Source organism: Bacteroides sp. 11BF (assembly GCF_019633765.1).
Taxonomy (GTDB): domain Bacteria; phylum Bacteroidota; class Bacteroidia; order Bacteroidales; family Bacteroidaceae; genus Bacteroides; species Bacteroides hominis.
The window spans coordinates 55954-74455 of the sequence record NZ_JAFKPJ010000020.1 but is presented as its reverse complement, the minus strand read 5'-3'; the positions used below and the strand labels follow the sequence as shown (position 1 = coordinate 74455).

The 18502-nt window shown below is 44.7% G+C and carries 17 protein-coding genes and 1 tRNA gene; 8 read left to right on the top strand and 10 right to left on the bottom strand.

The window, feature by feature from the left end:
* The first annotated feature begins 160 nt into the window (after window positions 1–160).
* The 5 genes from JZY04_RS18085 to JZY04_RS18065 are packed head-to-tail and all read left to right on the top strand — an operon-like array spanning window position 161 to window position 7359.
* Window positions 161–1204: an efflux RND transporter periplasmic adaptor subunit gene (locus JZY04_RS18085; protein ID WP_122142343.1), complete on the top strand. Its 1044-nt coding sequence runs from the start codon at window positions 161–163 to the stop codon at window positions 1202–1204.
* Entirely contained in the window at window positions 1201–4233 is a 3033-nt protein-coding gene (locus JZY04_RS18080; protein WP_122142342.1) for an efflux RND transporter permease subunit, read from the top strand. Before JZY04_RS18085 ends, JZY04_RS18080 begins: the two co-directional genes overlap by 4 nt.
* A 2-nt stretch (window positions 4234–4235) precedes the next feature.
* On the top strand, window positions 4236–5525 hold the full coding sequence (locus tag JZY04_RS18075) for a TolC family protein (protein WP_181996342.1): 1290 nt from the start codon (window positions 4236–4238) through the stop codon (window positions 5523–5525).
* 42 nt (window positions 5526–5567) lie between these two features.
* A complete protein-coding gene (locus JZY04_RS18070) occupies window positions 5568–6593 on the top strand; it encodes a sensor histidine kinase (protein WP_122142340.1) in 1026 nt (341 codons plus the stop codon).
* Window positions 6586–7359 carry a LytTR family DNA-binding domain-containing protein gene (locus JZY04_RS18065; RefSeq protein WP_005822438.1) on the top strand — a complete coding sequence of 258 codons (774 nt, stop codon included), beginning with the start codon at window positions 6586–6588 and terminating at the stop codon, window positions 7357–7359. Before JZY04_RS18070 ends, JZY04_RS18065 begins: the two co-directional genes overlap by 8 nt.
* Window positions 7360–7428: 69 nt before the next feature.
* On the opposite strand, the gene JZY04_RS18060 is transcribed toward JZY04_RS18065, so the two are convergent.
* The 5 genes from JZY04_RS18060 to JZY04_RS18040 form a co-directional block, all read right to left on the bottom strand.
* A tRNA-Ile gene (locus tag JZY04_RS18060) sits at window positions 7429–7502 on the bottom strand.
* A gap of 95 nt (window positions 7503–7597) precedes the next feature.
* Window positions 7598–7909, bottom strand: a complete 312-nt coding sequence (locus JZY04_RS18055) for a DUF4491 family protein (protein WP_005791909.1) — start codon at window positions 7907–7909, stop codon at window positions 7598–7600.
* Window positions 7910–7912: 3 nt separating this feature from the next.
* A complete protein-coding gene (locus JZY04_RS18050; protein ID WP_032529828.1) occupies window positions 7913–8377 on the bottom strand; it encodes an Lrp/AsnC family transcriptional regulator in 465 nt (154 codons plus the stop codon).
* A 198-nt stretch (window positions 8378–8575) separates the two neighbouring features.
* A complete protein-coding gene (locus JZY04_RS18045; protein WP_005781660.1) occupies window positions 8576–9445 on the bottom strand; it encodes an FKBP-type peptidyl-prolyl cis-trans isomerase in 870 nt (289 codons plus the stop codon).
* Between the two features lie 20 nt (window positions 9446–9465).
* Window positions 9466–10050 carry an FKBP-type peptidyl-prolyl cis-trans isomerase gene (locus tag JZY04_RS18040; RefSeq protein ID WP_005781661.1) on the bottom strand — a complete coding sequence of 195 codons (585 nt, stop codon included), beginning with the start codon at window positions 10048–10050 and terminating at the stop codon, window positions 9466–9468.
* A gap of 344 nt (window positions 10051–10394) precedes the next feature.
* Between JZY04_RS18040 and JZY04_RS18035 the strand changes: the two genes are divergently transcribed.
* A complete protein-coding gene (locus JZY04_RS18035; protein ID WP_005781663.1) occupies window positions 10395–11105 on the top strand; it encodes an NAD-dependent deacylase in 711 nt (236 codons plus the stop codon).
* Here JZY04_RS18035 and JZY04_RS18030 read toward each other — a convergent pair.
* Both JZY04_RS18030 and JZY04_RS18025 read right to left on the bottom strand, forming a co-directional pair.
* Window positions 11039–11812: a glycosyltransferase family 2 protein gene (locus tag JZY04_RS18030; protein ID WP_122142339.1), complete on the bottom strand. Its 774-nt coding sequence runs from the start codon at window positions 11810–11812 to the stop codon at window positions 11039–11041. The two genes, JZY04_RS18035 and JZY04_RS18030, sit on opposite strands and share 67 nt — an antisense overlap.
* A complete protein-coding gene (locus JZY04_RS18025) occupies window positions 11805–13070 on the bottom strand; it encodes a glycosyltransferase family 4 protein (RefSeq protein ID WP_122142338.1) in 1266 nt (421 codons plus the stop codon). The genes JZY04_RS18030 and JZY04_RS18025 overlap by 8 nt, the downstream gene beginning before the upstream one ends.
* A gap of 104 nt (window positions 13071–13174) precedes the next feature.
* Here JZY04_RS18025 and wecC point away from each other — a divergent pair, with 104 nt between their 5' ends.
* Both wecC and wecB read left to right on the top strand, forming a co-directional pair.
* Window positions 13175–14377 carry a UDP-N-acetyl-D-mannosamine dehydrogenase gene (gene wecC, locus JZY04_RS18020; protein ID WP_122142337.1) on the top strand — a complete coding sequence of 401 codons (1203 nt, stop codon included), beginning with the start codon at window positions 13175–13177 and terminating at the stop codon, window positions 14375–14377.
* A gap of 30 nt (window positions 14378–14407) precedes the next feature.
* Entirely contained in the window at window positions 14408–15538 is a 1131-nt protein-coding gene (gene wecB / locus JZY04_RS18015) for a non-hydrolyzing UDP-N-acetylglucosamine 2-epimerase (protein WP_122142336.1), read from the top strand.
* Window positions 15539–15565: 27 nt separating this feature from the next.
* Here wecB and JZY04_RS18010 read toward each other — a convergent pair whose 3' ends face one another.
* From JZY04_RS18010 to JZY04_RS18000, 3 genes are all read right to left on the bottom strand, one after another.
* The gene (locus JZY04_RS18010) at window positions 15566–16213 is read right to left on the bottom strand and encodes a hypothetical protein (RefSeq protein ID WP_005822431.1); all 648 of its coding nucleotides are present in this window, start codon (window positions 16211–16213) and stop codon (window positions 15566–15568) included.
* A 68-nt stretch (window positions 16214–16281) separates the two neighbouring features.
* The gene (locus JZY04_RS18005) at window positions 16282–17481 is read right to left on the bottom strand and encodes a glycosyltransferase family 4 protein (protein WP_032539111.1); all 1200 of its coding nucleotides are present in this window, start codon (window positions 17479–17481) and stop codon (window positions 16282–16284) included.
* On the bottom strand, window positions 17478–18491 hold the full coding sequence (locus JZY04_RS18000; RefSeq protein WP_122142335.1) for a glycosyltransferase: 1014 nt from the start codon (window positions 18489–18491) through the stop codon (window positions 17478–17480). The genes JZY04_RS18005 and JZY04_RS18000 overlap by 4 nt, the downstream gene beginning before the upstream one ends.
* Window positions 18492–18502 lie beyond the last annotated feature (11 nt).

The following is an 18502-nucleotide window of genomic DNA, read 5'->3' as shown; positions in this document are numbered from 1 at the left end:
GACTTGTTTTTGGGTATAAGCAATATCCCCTGATAACCTTTTTATCGGCTTCATCCCATATACTCCTGATTCAATCTTCGTTTTTCCGGTCTCAGAATCTTTACTTCCTTATTACATCGTCTGATTATCTATTTTTGTCGGGAAATTAAAAAAATAAGATATGAAGATAGGTGCATTATTAGTTACTCTCTTACTGCTATTTTCTTGCACAGATAAAGACAGTAAGCAAAGTCAGGACTTTATTGTCAGGACAACACAAGCTATTCCGGGCTTTGGACAGAACACAACGGAGTTTCCGTTCATTGCGCAACCTTTCCGTACATCGGAATTGTCGTTTCGCGTAGGAGGCCCCATCGATCGTTTTGAAGTATATGCCGGTAACTCTTACAAACAGGGGAGTATTATTGCTGAAATAGATCCGCGTGACTTTCATATTCGTAAAGAACGGGCCGAAGCGATCTATTGCCAGGCTAAAGCTGAGTTTGAACGAATAGAGAAGTTGTACGAGAAGAATAATGTTTCGGCCAGTACATACGAAAAGGCCAAGGCTGATTATACTACTGCTAAAGCAGCTTTTGATACCGCCTCTTACGAATTGGAGGATACTCGCTTGATAGCTCCATTTAATGGATATGTGGGAGAAGTGTATATAGAGAAGTTTCAGGATGTGAAGGCTACTCAGCCGGTCATTTCATTTATTGATATAGACCGGCTGAAAATGGAGATTTATGTTACTCAAGATATTGCATTTACTTCACATCCCGGAGATACTGTTCAGATACGTTTTGATGCCCGGCCGGATAAGATTTATAAGGCAGGGATTATGGAAATATCGAAGGGGACAACCCGCAACAACCTTTCTTATTTACTAACGGCCATTTTACCAAATGAAAAAGGGGAATTACTGGCTGGTATGTCGGGTAAGGCAATGTTTGATGTTTCCTGGGTAACAAATCCGGTTGGTGTTTCCATTCCGCAGACAGCTCTATGCCATCGTCCGTCGGAAGGTGATTATGTGTGGGTTGTAAACACTGACACTCATCAGGTGAACCGTAGACAGGTGAAAAAGGGAAATCTGCTTCCTAACGGTTATATTATCATAATTGAGGGATTACAGGATAACGAGACTGTGGCTACAAGCGGACTACGCTTTTTATCAGACGGCATGAAAGTAACAATCTCTTCTAAGGCGAATTCATTATGAAAATGGTAAAGTACTTTCTACAGAAAAGAGCTGTTACAATCTTATTGTTGGTGCTGATATTGGCAGGAGGCCTGTTTTCTTATTTTAAAATGGGAAAATTGGAGGATGCCCCTTTTACTATTAAGCAAGCATTGGTTCTGACTTCTTATCCCGGGGCTTCACCGTCAGAAGTACAGTCGCAGGTGACCGACATTCTGGAAGAAGCCATACAATCTTTGGGTGAGCTTTATTATCTGAAAACGGAAAATCGTGCCGGACTATCGAAGATTACAGTTTATGTGAAGAAAGAAATCCGTGCTGACGAGATGCAGCAGCTATGGGATAAGTTGCGCCGGAAAGTGAATGATGTGCAGGATAAATTGCCGGCCGGTGCGGGAACTTCTATCGTGAACGATGACTTTGGTGATGTGCTCGGCGTATTTTATGGACTGACGGGGGATGGCCATACGTATAGAGAACTGGAAGATCAGGCTAAACTGATAAAGAATGAATTACTAAAAGTCAAGGATGTGGCGAAGATTGAGATCTATGGTGTGCAAACACCGACGATTGATATTCTAATCAGTCCTGCTGTGATGGCACAAAGTGGAGTTACGACTTCCGACATTGCACGAGCTTTTGAGGCTCAGAATAAAGTAGTGGATGCCGGTGGTATGGATGCCGGTACCAATCGTATCCGTATTGAGTCTACCGGTAACTTTTATTCGCTGAATGATATCCGGAATCTTACTATTGTTTCACGTAACGGTGAGCATTTTCGTTTGGCTGATATTGCGAAGATCGAGGAGAGTTATCAGACTCCTCCTGCAAACCAAATGCGTATAAATGGTAGTCCGGCAATTGGAATTGCCATTTCTACTGTACCGACAGGAAATGTCGTGGATATGGCAGAAGCTGTTAAAGCACGTATTGGTGAGTTGTCTCAAACCATGCCCGATGGTTATGAGTTGACCCCCATCTACGATCAAGGCTATGAATCGGCGGTAGCAAATCAAGGGTTTATCTTGAATCTGATTATTTCGGTTATCACTGTTGTTGCTATTCTGTTGTTCTTTATCGGATTCAGGAATGGGGTTCTGATAGGTAGCGGATTGGTTTTCTCTATCTTTGCCACCCTTATTGTTATGATGGCATGTGATATTGCTCTTCAGCGAATGTCGCTTGCCGCGATTATCATTGCTATGGGAATGCTGGTTGATAATGCCATCGTCGTATCCGATTCTGCACTGATTAACATGGAACGGGGAATGCGCAAGCGGGTTGCTATCATGCGTGCATGTTCGTCAACCGCTATGCCTTTATTGGCAGCGACAGTTATTGCTATCCTTACTTTCCTGCCGATTTACTATTCACCCCATATTACCGGAGAGCTATTATCATCATTGGTCGTGGTGATCGGCGTTTCGTTGATGTTCAGTTGGGTATTTGCCTTGACACAGACTCCTTTTTTCATTCAGGAGTTTGTACGACGTCCGCGTCCCGAAGAGTTGAAAGCATCCCTGTTTGACGGGAAGTATTATAATCTTTTCCGTAAAGCATTGTGTTGGGTACTTCGGCATCGCACGGTGACAGTTGTTTCGTTGATTGTTTTGTTGTTCTTTTCGGCCTGGAGTTTCAAGTATATTCCCAAGGTTTTTGTACCCGCTCTGGATAAGCAATACTTCACTGTCGATATGTGGTTGCCTGAAGGGACAGCGATTGAGGAGACTGACCGTATGGCGGGCGATATAGCCGATTATATTCGTGGGCATGAAGAAACGGAGATGGTTTCATCTTATATAGGTCGTACTCCGCCCCGTTATTATTTATCGAATATATCTTTTGGTCCACAATCCAACTATGCCCAATTGTTAGTGAAGTGTAAGAGCTCCAAAGAATCAAGGACGCTGAATGCTCTGTTGCAGGATTCTATCCGGCTGAAATACCCGGAACCTCTGATCAAGGTGAATAAGTTTGAATTAAGTCCACTAACGGAGGCTATGATAGAAGCTCGCTTTCTGGGGCCTGATCCTGCCGTTTTGGACTCGTTGACAGGCGTAGCGATAGAAATTATGCGTCGTAATCCTAAAGTGGCAGATGCACGCAATGAATGGGGAAATATGACGATGGTGATACGGCCGGTTTACGATCCGGTGAAGGCCGGTGTCCTTGGCATAACCAAAGCACAGATGATGGAGTCTGTAAAATCGATTAGCGACGGAACCAGAGTGGGAGTTTATCGTGACGGTGAAAAGAAAGTTCCTGTGTTATTGAAGTCAGAGGGAGTTGACATTACAGATGTCCGTTCTTTGGGTAATTTCTCGGTGTGGAACGGAGAACATTCGGCGCCTCTGTCGCAGGTGACGGAACGCATCGAGTCAGTATGGGAATGGCCGCAGATCCGTACTTACAACCGGCAGCTGTCTATGGCTGCTATGTGTGGAGTGAAACCTGGTCATACAATGGCCGAAGTGCATGGAGAAATTCGTGAAGAGATAGAAGCGATGGAGCTGCCCGAGGGTTATACTTTCTTTTGGGACTCACAGTACAAAGATCAGGGGGAAGCGATGCAGGCAATCGGTAAATTCTTTCCGTTGGCTTTTCTTGTGTTGGTAGTTATTCTGGTCGCTTTGTTCGGTAACTTCCGTGATCCGGTTATTATCCTGTGTGTACTCCCGTTATCCATCATTGGAGTAGCCATAGGTATGCTTCTGACTGGATTTGATTTCGGTTTCTTTCCGATTGCCGGATGGCTGGGATTACTGGGTATGGTTATCAAGAATGTGATTGTATTGCTTGATGAAATAGATGTGCAGCGCCGGGAGGGGGTTGTTCCTTATACGGCTGTGATTGAATCTACGGTTTCGAGAACTCGTCCGGTGTTAATGGCTGCCACGACAACAATTCTGGGTATGGTTCCCCTGTTGTTTGATATAGCATTTGGAGGAATGGCAGCTACTATCATTTTTGGGCTGACATTTGCCACATTGCTGACCCTTTTTGTGACTCCGGCACTTTATGCTATGTTTTATAAGATAAAAGAGAAATGACGATGAAGAAAATAAACAGATGGCTTATCCTTTTGTTGTGTGTTCCGACAGCTTCTTTTGCTCAGCAAAATAATCTGCTGCAGAAGTACAGGTCGATGGCTGTAGATTATAACCACGACCTGAAAGCTGCGGATAAGAATATCGCTGCAAGTATCGAATTGGAGAAAGCGGCACAGAAGGACCTGAGACCCAAATTGTCGGGGGATGCGAATTTTCAGTATACCGGTAATCCACTTCAGTTGAATCTTGACTTACCCTCGATGCAAAATCCGATGACTTTTGAAGGGAGAAATATGAAGTACGGGGCTTCACTCTCTTTATTGCAACCTGTTTATACGGGTGGACGATTGTTGGAGAATATCCGGTTAGCTAAGCATCAGCAAAGTCTGGCCACATATCAAGCCGATTATTTCCGTTCGGCTGTGTGTTATCAGACAGATATGCAATACTGGAATACTGTTGCGCGTTCGGAAATAGTCCGCGTAACTACCGAATATCGTAATTCGGTCGCTACTCTCTCTCAGACCATTCGGGAACGGGTGGAAGCTGGATTGGTCGATCCTCAGGATTTGCTCATGGCGGAAGTGAAACTGAATGAAGCGGAGTATCAGCTGTTGCAGGCTAAGAGAAATCTTGAAACAGGGCGTATGGCACTAAACTCTCTGATTGGTGTAGAACTTCATGCCCCGACCGAAATAGAAGATACGATTTCTGCAGTTGTATTAGATGAGGAGTTGTGGGAGACTGGTGGGACCGACCGTCCGGAGTTGAAAATGGCTTATGCTCGGATTAAAATAGCAGAAAGCTCAAAGAAATTGACAGATGCTAAATATAAGCCTCAATTTTATGTAGGTGTGGATGGAAGTTATTCTTCACCCGGTTATGATTTCCATTCTGATCTCGACCCTAATTATGCGGTTTACGCCAAGCTGTCCGTTCCATTATTCGAATGGGGGAAAAGACGTGATGAAAAGCGGGCTGCGTCTTTGAAAATAGGTATGGCAACCGACAACTTGAACCAGGTAACCGATCAGGTAAAACTGGAAGTTGAAACAGCCCGCGTTTCGCTTTCCCAAGCCTTGGAGCAGGTACGGCTTACCGAAAGCTCACTGGGCAAGGCTCTTGAAAACGAACGTATGGCATTGGAACGGTATACTGAAGGGAAGGCCTCTGTCATAGAAGTGATTGAGGCACAAACGTATCGGCAAGCCTCCCAAATCAACCATGTACAAGCGAAAGTCTCGGCACAAGGATCTTATTCCGAATTGATCAGAGCTTTGAATAAATATTAAATAGTTTATGATAATTACCCGAAATATGATAGCTTTGTTCGCATGAAATGGAATACCCTGTTATATGGTCTGCTATTCTCGGGATTAGGTATCTTTTCCTATCTCCTGCTTGTCAACTATACGGAGCTCACTCCTAAAGTAGCGGATGTTCTCTATTCAAAGGGAGCATTCGTCTTCTTTATTGCAGCTCTCAATGTGCTGGGATATTCTACACTTCGGATCAGTTCGTGGATAAACAATCAGTATGCACTCAATATCCGCCATCGTTGGAAAATAACAGCTACTTATCTCGTCGTAACCCTGTTGTTCCTTCTGCTGAACTATGGTCTGCTGATTACTGCCAAATTATTGGTAGGCCTGCCCAATCTGTTCACTTTCTCGAATGGCGGTTGGCGTATCCTGATTGTAGTCTGGTTGGTAGAACTTGTGATTGTAGGCTTACTATTGGCAAATCGTTCCATCCTGAACAACCTGAAACTGCAACAAGAAGCTGCAAAATTGCAAACGGAGAACGACACTGCCCGTTATGCGGCTTTGCAAAGTCAGTTGAATCCTCATTTCCTGTTCAACAGTCTCAATACATTGATTGCTGAGATAGAATACAATCCGGGCAATGCGGTACGTTTCACCAAGCATTTGTCCAGTGTATACCGTTATGTATTACAATGCCAGGATAAAACATTGGTTACGTTGGCAGAAGAACTGGAGTTTTTACAATCTTACTTGTTCCTGCACGAAGTCCGTTTAGGGGACTGTATTAGCTGTAACCGTTGTATTCCTTCCGGATATACCGGTTGCATGCTGCCCCCGCTGACTTTGCAGTTGTTGGCAGAGAATGTTATTAATCACAATTCCATCACATTGAGTAAACCCATGAAAATAGAGATCTGCTTAGAGGAAGAGTATCTTGTGGTGAGTAATCCCATACAACCGAAGAAGAGCCATGAATCTCCGGGCGTAGGGTTGAAAAATTTATCCAACCGTTGCCTGTTAATGCTTGGCAAAGAGATAATCATCCAAAGGGAAGAGAAAGTATTTACCGTAAAAGTTCCTTTACTGTATGAATAAGTTAAATGTAGTTATTATAGAAGATGAAATTCCGGCAGCACGTCTGCTGCATTCAATGGTGTCCGGACTTCGTCCACAATGGACTCTGACTATGATTCCGGGCAATGTAGACGAAGCTGTAGCTTGGTTTCATGAGCATCCCCATCCTGATCTTATCTTCCTCGACATACATCTGGCAGACGGGAATGCCTTTGATTTTCTTTCTGCGGTACATCCTTCCTCTGTCATTATCTTTACTACAGCGTATGATCAGTATGCCATCCGTGCATTTACGGTCAACAGTATCGACTACATACTTAAGCCGATAGACGAGAAGCGCTTGTCGGAAGCTATTGTGAAATATGAAAGCTTACTGAATAATGCAGTTCCTCGGCCGGAAGATTATCTGGGTGTCCTGCTTGAAACACTTCAACACAAAGAGAAACGTTACCGTACCCGTTTCCTTATTTCCGGGGTAGACCGTTTCTGGTCTTTACAAGTTGCGGATATTGCCTACTTTTATTCCGAGAATAAAGTGACGTTTGCTGTTACCCGGAAAGGTCAGGAACATATCATCGATCTGTCTTTGAATAAACTGATGGAACAGTTGGATCCGGAACGTTTTTTCCGTGCCAACCGTCAGGTCCTTGTCAGTATCGATGCAATCGACCATGCCGAGCCTTTTTTTAACGGAAAAATAGTAGTAACCGTCCGTCCGCCTTATAAATCGAAAATTACGATCAGCGAAGAGAAGCTTTCTGCTTTTAAACTATGGCTGAATCATTGAGAAAATAATTGTTAAGGTATGTATAAAACGAAATCGACCATAGATTATATAATCTATAGTCGATTTCAGTGGGCCAACTAGGGCTTGAACCTAGGACCTCCAGATTATGAGTCTGTTGCTCTAACCAACTGAGCTATAAGCCCGATGTATCCTTTGTATCGGATGCGGGGACAAAATTAATGCTTTTGGGTGAATTATGCAAATATTTCAGCCAAAAACTGACTCTTTTACGTATGTCTCAAAACTTGTATGTCCGTTTGGGATTCTTAGGGAACCAACCTTTTTTCACTCGTTCTTCTTGTTCAAAGACTTCTTTGATAGTCCAGAAAGAAGAAAAAGCAAATACACCCAGAAGAGACGAAACAAGTATGTTGTCGGTGCTCAACGAGGCAGCTACTCCTGCGATACCCAATATCAGGAAGATCCACCAGCATTTCGTTCCCCAATAATATTCCGCTTTTACCACAACAGGGTGAAATAAGCCTATAATCAGAAACGTGCAGATCCCAATAAGTAACCCTGACAGGTGATATTCATTCAACCACTCCATCGGTTATTTATCTGCGTGGATAGGGATTTCTTTCTTGATGCTTTGCTCCAGCGAGATCAGGGTTTCGGTGGCAGTCACTCCCGGTATCTCCTGCATTTTGTTGTTTAGCAAGTCCATCAGGTGTTCGTTGTCGCGTGCATATACTTTGGTCAGCATGGTATATGGGCCGGTCGTGAAGTGACATTCTACGATTTCCGGAATATTCTGTAACTCGGCTACTACAGCTTTATACATAGAGCCTTTTTCCAGTTTGATACCAACATAAGTACAGGTACGATAGCCCAGAGATTTCGGGTTTACATGATAACCTGAGCCTACAATGACTCCCAGGTCAATCAGTCTCTGCACGCGTTGATGGATAGCCGCACGTGAAACGCCGCATTCTGCTGCCACATCTTTAAAAGGGATACGGGCGTTCTGAGAAATAATCTCCAGAATCTGCCTGTCAAGGTTGTCTATTTTTTCCATAATAATAAATGTAAATTCCAATTGTTATCAAATAGTAAGCAAATATAGAGATTTATTTTAATTTCTCTATATAAAAGTCAGAAAAAACAGAAAAATCGTATACTTTCTATTCTAATTATCCGGATGCAAAAAAAGAGATGCCGGATACAATTATCCGGCATCTCTCCTGTTTGTTTTTCAGCAAAGCCTGACAGCTTCTTATTTTTCTATACCCAGCAATTCGATTTCGAATACCAATGCTGAGAACGGTTTAATCTGTCCCATGTCTCTTGAGCCGTAAGCCAGTTCTTGCGGGATGTAAAGTTCCCATTTAGAACCTACAGGCATCATTTTCAGAGCTTCTGTCCAACCTTTGATAACTCCGCCTACGTTAGTCACGAACGGTTCGTTACGTGTGTAAGTGCTTTCGAACTCTGTTCCGTCAATCAGTTTGCCTCTGTAGTTTACTTTCACTTTACATGTATCGTTAGGAATTTCACCTTTACCTTCAGTGATCACTTTGTACTGTAATCCGCTTGCAGTGGTTTTTACTCCTTCTTTTGTTTTGTTTTCAGCAAGGAATTTCTCACCTGCAGCTTTGTTATCGGCATATTTTTTCTCGGCAGCTTTTCCTTTGATGCTTTCCATCATCTTTTGAATCAGCACCTGAGCCTCTTCCGGAGTGATTTTCATATCTTTGTTAAGTACACCTGCGAACACACCTGCAAGGATATCGCTCTTGTTGACAGTCATAGTCGAGTCGTCAGCGAACAGCTGATGATTCATACCTTTGATAGCCTGAGGACCAGCCATCTGTGATCCGATCTGCAGACCGAGCAGATAAGCCTGGTCTTTTTTGCTTGTTTTATTGGCAGCATCGTTTACGCCTTTCAGGAAGTCTGCAATGTATGCTGTATCCATCTCCATGCGCTGTGACAGATAGTCTTTCAGACCGTTAGTCTGGCTGATGCCGATAGCGTATGACAGTGAATCTACATCGGTTTTGAGAGTGGCTTTAGGAGCCTGAGCCGTACATGAAGCTAAGCCTGTTGCTATGGCTACAGCAGCTAAAATACTTACTTTTTTCATTTTGCTTTACGATTTTATTTTTATAATACTTCGATTAATTCTACTTCGAATACGAGTGTGCTGTGAGGAGGGATCATTTCTCCTGCTCCCTGTGCGCCGTAAGCCAATTCAGAAGGGATATAAAGTTTCCATTTTGAACCTTCCGGCATCAACTGCAAAGCCTCTACCCATCCCGGGATTACCTGATTTACACCAAAAACGGCAGGTTGTCCGCGTTTGATAGAACTGTCGAACAAAGTTCCGTCAATCAGTGTACCTTCATAGTGGCATTTCACCTGATCGGTAGCCTGGGCTTTCTTTCCTTTACCTTCAGTGATTACTTCGTATTGTAGTCCACTAGGCAGGGTAACAATATTCGGTCTTTTTTTGTTTTCTTCCAGGAATGCTTTTCCTTGTTCGATGTTAGCTGCATTCATTTTGGTTTCCAGCTCTTCGAAATATTTATTCACGATTTCGCGGGCTTCCTGATGGCTGATGGCTGTCTGGTTTCCTTCGAGCACATCTTTTATAGCTTGAGCAAAGTCATCTACTGCGATGCCTTTAGCACCCATTCCTAATAAATTCTGGCCGATTCCGAGGCCAATTGCATAACTAAATTTATCCATATATTTTTTTGTTGGAGACCGAATGTTCTATTTCACTTTCAGTCAGTTGCAAATTAACAAGCGGCAAAAGTAAGTGTTTTATTTGAATGATTTTACTTTTTGGTTTTAAAATTTCTTATTATCGGCTAACTTCGTAACCGGGATGGAAGATGTTTCTTGAAAGGATTGTTTGTATTATCCAATGCGATCCGGGTCAGGCGGTCATGGGAAAGGCATTGAGAAGAAGTGGAATGTTTGGTGGTTTCTTCGTTTATTCGGAGATTTTAGTTAAATTTGTGAGACTCCATCTCCTGGCTTTTCTCGAAAACGGGCAGAGGGGGCTTTTCTTTAAAATAATAGTTGGTATGAAGAATCTGGTTGTATTGTCAGGCGCCGGTATGAGCGCCGAAAGTGGTATCAGTACCTTTCGTGACGCAGGAGGGTTGTGGGATCGTTATCCGGTGGAGCAGGTAGCTACCCCCGAGGGGTATGCGCGTAATCCCGAATTGGTGGTCCGTTTCTATAATGAACGACGTAAGCAGTTGCTGGAAGTAGTACCCAATCGGGGGCACGAATTGCTGGCCGAACTGGAGAAAGATTTCCGTGTAACGATTGTAACGCAGAACATAGACAACCTACACGAACGGGCAGGCAGCAGCCACATCATCCATTTGCATGGTGAACTGACTAAGGTATGTTCAAGCCGGGATCCGAATAACCCCCACTACATTAAAGAACTGAGGCCGGAGGAGTTTGAAGTAAAGATGGGTGATCTTGCCGGAGACGGTTCGCAGCTTCGTCCGTTTATAGTTTGGTTTGGTGAGTCGGTCCCGGAGATAGAGACAGCTATCAATTGGGTAGAAAAAGCCGATATCTTTGTGATTATCGGTACATCGATGAATGTATATCCTGCAGCGGGGTTGCTTAATTACGTACCTCGGAATGCAGAAGTATACCTTATCGATCCCAAACCGGTGGATGTGCATAGTTTCCGCCCGATACATGTCATTCAGAAAGGAGCGTCGGAAGGAGTGGCTGATTTGATGAAGAGACTTCTTACCACAAACCAGGCATGATATGCAAGGGTACTCAGTAAACCATAATATCGGGTCATGATGCGGAACCGTTCGAGAAGTGATTTCTTGCGGTTCTGCGTTGTCATCCCCTCTTCCAGATAATCAACCAGAGTGAGATGTGTGTTGTGTAAGGTGCGTGCCTTCTTCATGATACGTATGCACCAGTCAAAGTCTGCCGAGAAGCGATACTGTAAGTCATATGGTTTGACGAGTGTGTGGCGGGCAAAGAAAGCCTGATGGCATACGAGCATTCCCTGTTTGAAACTTTTCCAGGACAGGGTCTCCGGTGCCGATAACCTGCGCATGCGGAGGAAGTGTCTTTCTGTGTCTACCAAGGCGGTTTGCCCATACAGCACGTCGGGCAGTTCATTGGCATTGATGGAGTGAACCATCTTTTGCAGTGTATCGTCTTCATGGAAACTGTCTCCGGCATTCAGAAAACAAAGATAGTCTCCTGTTGCCAGGGCAATCCCTTTGTTCATTGCGTCATAAAGTCCTTTGTCCGGTTCACTCACCACTTGGCTGATCCGGTCCCGGTATCGGTTTACAATCGCCATAGTGCCGTCTTTCGATGCACCGTCGACGATGATATATTCCACATGATGATAGGTCTGTGAAATCACGCTCTGTATGGTATCCTCCAGTACCTTTTCGGCATTGTAAGTCACCGTGATGACCGAGAATCTGGGGTTGAGGTGGCTATGCATATCTTCCTGTAATTTTGTTGTAGACATCGATGTATCTCTTGGCGATGATACTTTCCGAATAGTTGGCAATCGCTTTCCGGTTAGCTTGTTCCGAAAGGGAGGGATAGTCCGGATCGGTCAGTGCCCAGTAGATACCGTTGGCAAAATCTTCGGATGATTTGTATTGTGCTACATATCCGTTATGCAGATGATCTATCATTTCCGGGATGCCGCCTACGTTAAAGCCAATGCAAGGTACACCGCATGCCATAGCTTCCATGATGGTATTAGGCAGATTCTCTTCCAGTGAGGGGGTGACAAAGAGGTCGACTGCATTGTAGACATCCACCAGCTCGTGTTCGTTGCTTACATAGTTAAGCGGGTATACTTTGAAGGGAAGAAGTGATTTCAGTTGTTCCGATTGCTTGCCAAAGACAACGACACCAAGCGATTCTTTCAATTCTGGATGCCTATCTGCCAGTAACTTGCACGATTCAATCAGATAATCGATGCCTTTCCGCTTATCGGTAATTTTTGCCGAACCGAAAAGGATCAGTTTTCCATTTTGGGGTAGATGACATTTGCGGCGCGCTTCTTTTTTGTCTCTGGGTTTGAAAAGATTGGTATTTATGGGGTTAGGAATACTGATTACTGTCTCTCCTGCCAGCAAGGCACTCTTTTCGGCCTGTCCTTTCAGCCATTGGCTGCAAGTGATGAAAGTGATCGGGGCTTCTTTATAGAGTTGTTGCTTCTTATGAAAGATACGGTTTGACAAATCTTTCTTACTTCCTCCCCCGTATAGGTACGGGCAGTGATGGCATTCCTGATGATAGTTGGTACATTCGCGGGCGTGATGGCAAATGCCCGTGCAGGGCCACATGTCATGCATGGTCCATACGACCGGTTTACCGGATTTCAGTATCTTCCGGATATCGTTTAATGACAACATTCCCTGATTCACCCAATGCAGATGGATGACGTCTGCCTGCTGGAACTCGGGCAAGCTTGTAATATCCGTACCCGTATTGGCTATATCGACTGCGAAAAGATTATTTTTCTTGAAGCGGTTGGCTTTCCAGATGACGATACGTTCCCAAACGAACCTCCATACTTGCCACCAGTTGTGTTGCAGACCTACTACACTGATCTGGTCGGTTTGCTTGTCGCGTACCAGCATTTTGGCTTTGATACCGTTGTTTTTCAACGATTCCATCAGGCGGCTTGCCGCGACGGCTGCTCCACCCATGCGTTCGGAAGTATTGATAATTAAAACTCTCATTCGATCGAAATGTTTTGGCAAAAGTAGTGGTTTTCGGTGAGAAACCGTACAAAGTCACATATTATTTGTACTTTTGCGGCACTTATAGATAAGGAGATATACGTATGAAAAAGGTTGTTTTTTTAGGATTAGGCTATATTGGACTTCCTACGGCTGCCGTGGCTGCCGGTCATGGTTATGAGGTTGTAGGTGTGGACGTTAATCCTTCGGTTGTAGAAACCATCAATCAGGGTAAGATACATATTGTGGAGCCGGAACTGGACCAAATTGTCAAAAAGGTAGTGCGGACAGGAAACCTTCGTGCGGTTTCAAAGCCCGAGCAGGCAGACGCCTTCTTTGTGGTAGTGCCTACTCCTTTCAAGCAAAACCACCGTGCAGACATCACCTATGTGGAATCGGCTACCCGTTCCGTAACTCCTTATCTGCGGGAAGGCAATTTGTTCGTGATAGAATCCACCTCACCGGTATTTACTACCGAACGCATGGCCGAAGTCATTTATAAGGAGCGTCCCGAACTCAAAGATAAGATATACATAGCTTATTGTCCCGAACGTGTGTTGCCCGGCAATACACTTTATGAACTGGTTCATAACGACCGGGTTATCGGTGGTATCAATCCCGAATCGACAGCAAAGGCCATTGAGTTTTATTCTGCCTTTGTACAGGGTAAACTGCATCCTACCAATGCCCGGACAGCAGAAATGTGTAAACTCACCGAGAATTCCTCGCGCGACTCACAGATTGCTTTTGCCAACGAATTGTCTATGATTTGCGACAAGGCAGGTATCAACGTATGGGAACTGATTGATTTAGCGAATAAGCATCCGCGTGTAAATATCCTCCAACCCGGTTGCGGAGTTGGCGGGCATTGTATAGCGGTTGACCCCTGGTTTATTGTTTCGGACTATCCCGAACAGGCACAGATCATCAAACGCGCCCGTGAAACGAATGATTATAAAGCCGATTGGTGTGCCAACAAAGTAATGGAAGCCTGCCAGCAGTTTGTGGAGAAGAATGACCGGGAACCGGTAGTAGCCTGCATGGGGCTTGCCTTCAAACCCAATATCGATGATTTGCGTGAGTCCCCTGCCAAATATATCGCTTCCCGTATCGTATCCGAGTCGCGTGCTGAAGTATTGATTGTTGAACCTAATGTCGCTTCACACGCCAGCTTTCATCTGACAGATTATCGGGAGGCTTACAAAAAAGCCGATATTGTTGTATGGCTCGTGCGCCACACTCCGTTTGTAGAATTACCCCGCGAAGAGGGAAAACTGGAACTGGATTTTTGCGGAGTCAGAAAATAGAAATTGTCTAATCTCAATCGTAATCGTTCAATGAAAAAGATATTACTTGTTTTCGGTACCCGTCCCGAAGCCATTAAAATGGCTCCGTTGGTAAAGGCTTTGCAAAAAGATACGGAACACTTTGATACGAAAGTGTGTGTGACGGCGCAACATCGCCAAATGTTAGACCAGGTGCTCGAGGTATTCGACATCATTCCTGATTACGATTTGAACATCATGGCACCCAATCAGGATTTATATGATATTACGACTAAAGTGTTGTTGGGGTTGCGTGATGTACTGAAAGACTTCTGTCCCGACACGGTATTGGTGCATGGAGATACCACAACATCCATGGCTGCTTCGCTGGCTGCGTTCTATCAACAGATTGCCGTGGGACATGTTGAAGCCGGTTTGCGTACCTACGATATGCTCTCTCCCTGGCCGGAGGAGATGAACCGTCAGGTGACGGATCGTATTTGCACTTACTATTTCGCTCCTACCGGGAAGTCGAAACAGAATTTGTTGCAGGAAAATATTGATGAAAAAAAGATCTTTGTTACGGGCAATACGGTGATCGATGCTTTGCTGATGGCGGTCGATATCATTTCGGAGAAACCGGGAGTCAAAGAAAGACTGCATGAAGAACTTCGCGACAAAGGTTACGAAGTAGGTAGACGCGAATATATTCTGGTTACCGGGCATCGTCGCGAGAACTTCGGAGAGGGATTCTTGCATATCTGTAAAGCAATTAAAGAACTGGCTGCACTGCATCCCGATATGGATATTGTATATCCGGTACACCTGAATCCGAATGTTCAAAAACCTGTATACGAGCTTCTGTCCGGGGTGGATAATGTGTATCTTATTTCACCGCTCGATTATCTGCCGTTTATTTTCGCAATGCAACATTCCACTTTGTTGCTGACTGACAGTGGCGGGGTACAGGAAGAAGCTCCTTCGCTCGGCAAGCCGGTATTGGTAATGCGGAATACTACCGAACGGCCGGAAGCAGTAGAAGCCGGGACGGTGAAACTGGTGGGAACGAATACTGAGGACATTGTCGGTAATGTGACCGAATTGCTTCACAATAAAGAATTATACAGGCGTATGTCCGAAACACATAACCCTTATGGTGACGGGCATGCGTGCGAACGTATCATAGCGGCACTGATCCGTTAGGTTCTTTTGCCGGAGTGAGATGGGGAGCTATTCCCCTTTCAGCTCGGTACTGTTATCCTTATAAGCGGCAAACCCTTTGATTCTGACCCGTTCTTTCTTTTCCATATCGGGCATTCCGTTGCTCAATTGTTTCAGGTTTTCCTTAATGGTATTGTGAGTTGTGAAGAAACTGTCCAGCAAATCGGTGAAACTTTTCTCCGGTTCCTCTTCTTCCGGTGCAAAAAGCATGTGGCATTTGCTGTGGATGCCCAGTGTTTTCTCATCTTCGTCCAGTGCATAGACAGTGGTCACTAATGAATTCATATTGACCGCATTGATAATCTCTTTGAGATAAGGCAACGCTTGATTATCGATGCTGATAGAGGCCCACCAGGGATTCCATACAATGATCAGCCGGAGTCCGTCCTCGGCTGCAACAAGAAAGTCGTCTCCCTGATACTTGAAGCTGATGTGGTTTTCTTCGTTCACTTCCGGCTGGCAACCAAGCTGTTGAAGGATACTCATAACCAGTGCGGAGGTGGTCATTTCCTCTGTTTCCTCTTCTGTTTCGGAAGAGGCTGTGTCCCCCGAGGGTTTTGCAAGCTTGTTCCTCTCGTGCAGGATACGCGATATAAGGAATACAATCGGCCATAGAGCCAATGCGATGACTGCGATAAGGATGGTAAGATCGGTCATAGTAGTAGAGCTATTAAATGATTATTGTTTGCCTAAAGATAATCATTCTTTTTTATCGTACTCCATTTTTACTGCATAAAAGTTCGGAAAGCTTGCAAATAACGTTCGCTTACCGTTTCAATGTTGATTTTCTCGCGGATGATTCGTTCCGATTCACGTCCCATCTCGGCACAACGTCCGGGAGAGGCGAACAGTTCGTTAAGTTTGTCGCTCAGACTGCCGGCATCACCTTCCCTGAAGAAGAGTCCGTTCACTCCGTCCGTTACCAGATCACGTTCAGTGCTGTCGCATACCGAGCAGACTACAGGTAATCCGTAAGTCATGGCATCATTGATGGATAGACCTCCCATGCCTGCCAGTACATAGACTGTTGATTCGTTCATATAAGCTCCCAATTCTTTGGGGTTATATACTGCACCGATGAAACGAATCCGATCCGTCAGGTTCCGTTCGGCTGCTTGCTTCTTCAAGTTATCCAGTTCCGGTCCGTCACCTACTATGACCAGTTCTGCGTCCGGATGATTAGCGATAACCTTGGGAAATGCGTCGATCAGCAGATCTACTCTTTTCCATTTCACCAACCGGCCGATGTGCAAGGCACGTTTGGCGGAGTGGGGAAGAAGCGGAGCCGAGGCAAGAACAGCTTCTTTTTCCTTCAGCAACGATTCTGTGTCTGTAGAGTTGTAAGTAACATGTATCTGTTCCCGCTTCACACCATACGAAGGGAGGATATCGTATGCGGCCGTTGAGTAATTCAGTGTTCCAGTGGCACGTGCGTAGCAATATTTGCGTATTTTGGCCGTGAGCCATTGTTTAAGGTAAAAGCCGGTTCCGGTACTCACCAGCCTCATATTTTCGTCGTACATCGGGTTTTTCCGGAAATACTCTTTAATTTTTCCATAGGGAGGGGTTTGGAAAGGAATCTCGCGAATCACCAACCGTGTCCGGCACTCCTTCATAGCTTTTCTCAATCCGGGTTGGAAGAATACTTGCAGGAAGTAAGGCCATCCCATTACTAAAATGTCCGGTCGTTCTTCACGCACTATTTCCGGTAAGGCAGGGTAAGCGCTTTTTCCGTAAAATGCTTTCTTTTCGGTACTGGTGAGATGCCTGTATGTACCTCCTTCTACCATTTTTACCCCTTTGCCAATGGTGGCATTTCCTTTTTGTGGGGTAACGACTGTGACTTCCACTCCCTTTTCGTGGAGCTTGTTGAGCATGGCGTTCAGGTAATGGGGCATTCCGCCGAATGTATAGAGAACTTTCATAACTGTATTATTTTCTGAAGTAAATTTTGGAATTCTTTGCCGAATTCGTTCCAACTGTGTGTGTCGAGGAAGCGATTGTAATCGGCTATGTTTACCGCCTTGTTTGCTTTGTTGACAAGGTCCGGTATGTCTTCAAACGTATGAAAAGTATATACGTTCAGTAAAGGATCGGCTGCATAGTCCCTGAAAGAGCCTACATCCGGCCCGATTACTTGAGCTCCGAATGAAAGAGAATCCATCAGTATTCCCGAACTCAGGATTGATTCGGCAGCATAGGGTATCAGTACGAAGCGTGATTTGCGTATCTCTTGTTTTAATTCGTCAAAAGGGATACTCCGGTCCTCAATACTGATCCTGTCGTTACCTTCTGTCCGCAACTCTTCCAGCAGTTCCGTAGAGCTGCATTTGCCGATAATTTTAGTCTTGAGCTTTAGTGAATGTCGTGTGGCGAAGCGCACGAATTCCGGCACTCCTTTGTATCGGGAGATATTACCCCAGATCAACAGGTCGGTTTCTGCCGGTTGAGGCATATATTCTTCTATCCGGTTCTTTGTGGGGTGATGTAAGAATATCGTTCTGGGAACGGCTTTTGGGTATTGATCCTGAACAACTTTTATACCTTCTGTGGCATGGGTCACTATCAAATCCGCTTTGCGGAGAAAGAGGCGTATCAATAGCTTTTTCGACCATCGGTGCTTCATTATGTGAGGCTGCTTGTTGTGCAGGAACCATATCACTTTTTTGTTGTGCAGTTTGATTTTGAAAAGGAGCCAGATCGCAGCGAGGGTTTGTAATACTCCGTATTTATAATCCGGTACATTCTCCAGCCAGTGAAAAATATAAGCGTCACTGTCCGTTTTCTGCGGGATAAGGCTGAACAGTGGATTCTTATGCGGAGGATTGGCTATTATCATTCCGTTTTGTTCCAATGTTTGGATAAAGTCGCTGATATACGGGTTAACCCGTATATCGCCCTTACTGATAGAATGAGGATAGATCGTTACTTTCATGGTGTTCTTCT